This window comes from Protofrankia sp. CiT1 (assembly GCF_917627335.1).
GTDB lineage: Bacteria > Actinomycetota > Actinomycetes > Frankiales > Frankiaceae > Protofrankia.
Genome location: NZ_CAKJTP010000271.1, coordinates 1 through 3155 on the forward strand (window position 1 = coordinate 1; position 3155 = coordinate 3155).

Genomic DNA, 3155 nt, shown 5'->3' on the forward strand with positions numbered 1-3155 from the left:
GTGGCGGGCGCGCTTTTCGGCGCGCTGGTGCTCTGGCTGGCCGATGCCGGCCGGGATCCGGACACGACCAGCACCCTTTTCTCCGGCCTTGTCGGCGGGCTCTATCTGCTGACCGGCTCCGTCACGCACCTGCGCCGGCCGGGCCCGCTCGGGCTGCGGATGGTGACGGCCGGCATCGCCTGGTTCGCCGAAGACCTGCAGGTCTCGATAGCCCCAGGGCCGCACACCGCTGGGATGTTCTTCCGGAGTGTGGCGTCAGCGTATTTCCTGCATCTCCTGCTGGCCTTCCCGGAGGGGCGGCTGCGGACGCGCACCGAGCGGGTGGTGACCGGCGCCGTGTATGTGATTGCGCTCGTCCTCGTGCCGGTGGGCGTCCCGTTCTACCGGTCCGTGACGCCGAACCTGCTGCTCGTCGCCGACCTGGCCCGGACACAGGACATGCTGCTTAACGGCGCGCAGATGGTGTTCGCCGTGGTCGTCGCCGGTCTGCTGGTCCGGCGCTGGCTTGTCGCCACCCCGCCGGCCCGTCGGGTGCTCGCGCCGGTGTACGGCGTCGGGCTCGTCGGGAGCGTCGCGTCGCTGCTCCACCCGGTGCTGCCCGCTCCGAGCGCGTTGCTGGTCAACGAGGTCGCCCACCTCGCCGCGCTCGGGCTTCCGGTGGCCTTCCTGGTCGGCGCGCTGCGTGTCCGGCTCGGCCGCACGGCCGTCGCTGACTTCCTGCTCCAGCTGCCCCGGATACCGCCAGCCGAGCTACGTGACCTGCTGGCCCGCGTGCTCGGCGACCCGACGCTGCGCATCGCTTACCCCTGCCTGGACAGCCCCGGCTCCGCCAACAACTACCTGGATGCCGACGGACGGCCCGTCGCGCCCCGTCCGGACGACGCGGTCACTTCGGTCCGGCGCGGCCGGCGCGTGGTCGCTGTGCTCCTGCACGACCCGGCGCTGCGCGCCGACAGGCATGTCCTGCATGCCGTGACGGCGGCCGCGGCGCTGGAGCTGGACAATCAGCGGCTCGCCGCGGAGGTGCGGGCCCAGCTTGCCGAGGTCCGCGCGTCCCGGGTCCGCATCGTCGCGGCAGCCGACGAGCAGCGCCGCCGGATCGAACACGATCTGCACGACGGCGCCCAGCAACAGCTCGTCACCACCGCGCTGATTCTGCAGCGGGCGCGGGAGCAGCTCGGTCCGGCAGCGCCCGACCCCGAGCTCCACGCGCTCCTGCAACGGGCCGCCGACGGGCTGGCCGTGGCAATAACGGAACTGCGCGAACTCGCCCGCGGCATCCACCCCGCGGTGCTCACGGAGGCCGGGCTGTTACCCGCGCTCCGGGCGCTCGCCGCCCGCTCGGCGTACTTCGTGCATGTCGTTGACGGCCCCGTGTTGCCGCCGCTGCCAGAGCGGGTGGCCGCGACGGCCTACTTTGTCGCGGCCGAGGCCGTGACGAACGCGGCGAAGCACGCCCGCGCCAACCAGGTCCACGTTCACGTCCGGGCCGCCGGGAACCGGCTGCTCGTCACCGTCGCCGACGACGGCGTCGGCAACGCCGACATGAACAACGGGACCGGCCTGCTCGGGCTACGCGACCGGGTTGCCGCGCTCGACGGCACGCTGGCCGTGCGCAGCTTCCCCAACGCCGGGACATCCGTCCACGCCGAGTTACCTCTGGAGGAGCCGTGACCACCGCAACCACTCCATCAACCTCGGCCGCGGGGATGACGCGCGTCGTGCTCGCCGACGACGCGTCGCTGTTCCGGGTGGCACTTGCCGAGCTGCTGGAAGGCGATGGGTGCGCGGTCGTCGCGCAGGCCGAGAACGCGGACGAACTGCTTGACGCCGTCGAGCGGCACCGCCCGGACATCGCGGTCGTCGACATCCGGATGCCACCTACCCACCACCTGGAAGGACTGCGCGCGGCTGTGCTGCTGCGACAGCGCCACCCCGGGACGGGCGTGCTGCTCCTGTCGCAGCATCTGGAAGTCGCGCATCTCGACGAGCTGGTCGGGCACACCGCGCGCGGCGTCGGCTACCTGCTCAAGGACCGGGTTACCGGGCCCGACTTCCTGGACGCCGTCCGCCGGGTGGCCGCCGACGGCTGTGCGTTCGACCCCGAGATCGTCCCGCTGTTCATCGGCGGCCGGGGCCGGCGCGACGAGCTGGCCGAGCTCAGCCCGCGGGAACGGCAGGTCCTCACGCTGATGGCGCAGGGCCGGTCCAACACCGCGATCGCCGACGAGCTGCACCTGACGACGCGTACCGTCGAAACGCACGTCCGCAACGTCTTTCAGCGGCTTGCGCTGCCCGACGAGGCCGAGCACAACCGCCGCGTCCTCGCGGTACTTGTCTACCTGCGCTCGGCCCGACGCGCCACGAGCAGCGCCAGCGCGGCCGCCGACAGCGTCGACTTGGGAAGGAACCCGGCGGCGGACGACAGCTCGACCGCATCGCCGTAGTGCTCGGCGTCGCGCACGGAGCAGAACACCACCGTGACACCGGGGGCCGTGCGGTGCAGCGCCCGGCAGACGCTGAACCCGTCCATGTCGGGTAGGGCGATGTCCAGCAGCACGATGTCGGGGCCCGTCTCGGGCACGCCGGTCAGTGCCTCAGCCCCGGTCGCGGCGTCGCCGACGACCTGGTAGCCGCCGCTCTCCAGAAGCGCCCGGGCGATGGTGCGGAAGGGCGCGCTGTCGTCGACGATGAAGACGCGGCCCACCGCCATCCGGTCCATCAGACGGACGGTAGCATCCGATATTCAGGCCGGCTTCGGTGCCAGCACTGGGAAAACCGGTCCGGTAAGCCAGTGCTGGCACCGATGTGCCCGGCCCCGGCACGCCTGAGACTCCTTTCCATGAAGCCTGTGCCGACCGTGCTCGCGTGTGTGCTCGCCGCGATCGTTGTTCTCGTCGTTGCCTGTGGTCAGATCACCACCGGCTCCGACTCCGGCTCCGGCTCCGGCTCGCTCGGTGGCGGTGGCGGTGGCGGTGGCGGCACAGGCGGGACTGTCACGAGCGTGCGCCCGGAGGTTACGACGAGCACGACGACGAGCACGAGGGCGGACTCGACGGGAACTCCGAACGTCACGCAGCGGGGCACGAATGCCACTAGCCGCGTCGACTGCGCGAGCATCGATAGCAAGCTGAAGATCTCCGCCTACCACGGGG

General features: G+C 71.7%; 3 protein-coding genes and 1 pseudogene. 3 read left to right on the forward strand and 1 reads right to left on the reverse strand.

What is annotated here, in order from left to right:
* Together MJ785_RS21330 and MJ785_RS21335 are read left to right on the forward strand one after the other, a co-directional pair.
* Positions 1-1674 (forward strand): ATP-binding protein (locus MJ785_RS21330; protein WP_239382621.1); only part of this gene is annotated, 1674 nt, incomplete at its 5' end.
* A gap of 35 nt (positions 1675-1709) precedes the next feature.
* Positions 1710-2447 (forward strand): response regulator transcription factor, encoded by a 738-nt coding sequence (locus tag MJ785_RS21335; RefSeq protein WP_239382625.1) that lies wholly within the window; start codon positions 1710-1712, stop codon positions 2445-2447.
* Here the strand turns inward: MJ785_RS21335 and MJ785_RS21340 are convergent.
* Positions 2339-2713 carry a response regulator transcription factor gene (locus MJ785_RS21340; RefSeq protein ID WP_239382623.1) on the reverse strand — a complete coding sequence of 125 codons (375 nt, stop codon included), beginning with the start codon at positions 2711-2713 and terminating at the stop codon, positions 2339-2341. The genes MJ785_RS21335 and MJ785_RS21340 overlap by 109 nt on opposite strands.
* A gap of 129 nt (positions 2714-2842) precedes the next feature.
* On the opposite strand from MJ785_RS21340, the pseudogene MJ785_RS21345 reads away from it, so the two are divergent.
* Positions 2843-3155 (forward strand): annotated as a pseudogene (locus tag MJ785_RS21345) (hypothetical protein); the annotation flags it as partial.